Below are 672 nucleotides of genomic sequence, written 5' to 3'. Positions count from 1 at the left end.
GCGGCGCGCCGCCTCGGCATCCCACCCGGCCTCGACCAGCCGCAAAAACGCATCAATAGTGTCGGGCAGCGGCGGCGCCGCATCGGATGGGGCCGCGCCGTCGCCGTGATCATGCTTCCACTGGGTGATCAACGCCTCCCGATGAGATGCCAACGCGGCGTCGAACGTCGCCGCCTCGTCGCGGGGCAGTTTGATCCGCCAGCAGCTGCCCGCCTCGGTGGTGGTCTTACTGATCGAGCGCTCCAGCTCGGGGCGAGGATCGGGGTCGGGGCGCGGTTCCAGCTTGATCGCCGTGCGCAACTGATTCACCGTGGCCACCGCGGCCAGCTGGGCGTAATGCTCGTCAGAACCCTCACCCGCGCGCGCGGCGACCACCCCGACCTGATCCAGCGACAGCCGCCCTTCCCGCAACGCCTCGGTGCACCGCGGAAACTCCCCCACCCGGGCCGCCACCGTGGCGATCGTGTGCGCGTTGGCCGGCGAACAGCCAGTCTTCCAAGCCACCAACGCCGGTATGGACCGCGCCCCGGTATTACCCCACAATCCGTCGCGATCGATCTCGGCGACGATCTCCACAATGCGCCCATCAATCGCATTGCGCTGACCACACAACTGCGCCAACTCCTCAAACAACACATCAAGACGCGTGGGCTCATTCACCACCCAAGCGCC

The 672-nt window shown here is 67.6% G+C and carries 1 protein-coding gene; it reads right to left on the bottom strand.

Translation table 11 applies throughout. The features are described 5' to 3' along the window. Nucleotides 1-672 (bottom strand): DUF222 domain-containing protein (locus A9W95_RS00480; protein ID WP_253851511.1); only part of this gene is annotated, 672 nt, incomplete at both ends.

Origin of the sequence: Mycobacterium sp. 1423905.2 (assembly GCF_001673155.1) — a bacterium.
Lineage (GTDB): Bacteria > Actinomycetota > Actinomycetes > Mycobacteriales > Mycobacteriaceae > Mycobacterium.
The sequence above is the reverse complement of the archived record's forward strand: the minus strand, read 5'-3'. Positions and strand labels throughout refer to the sequence as shown.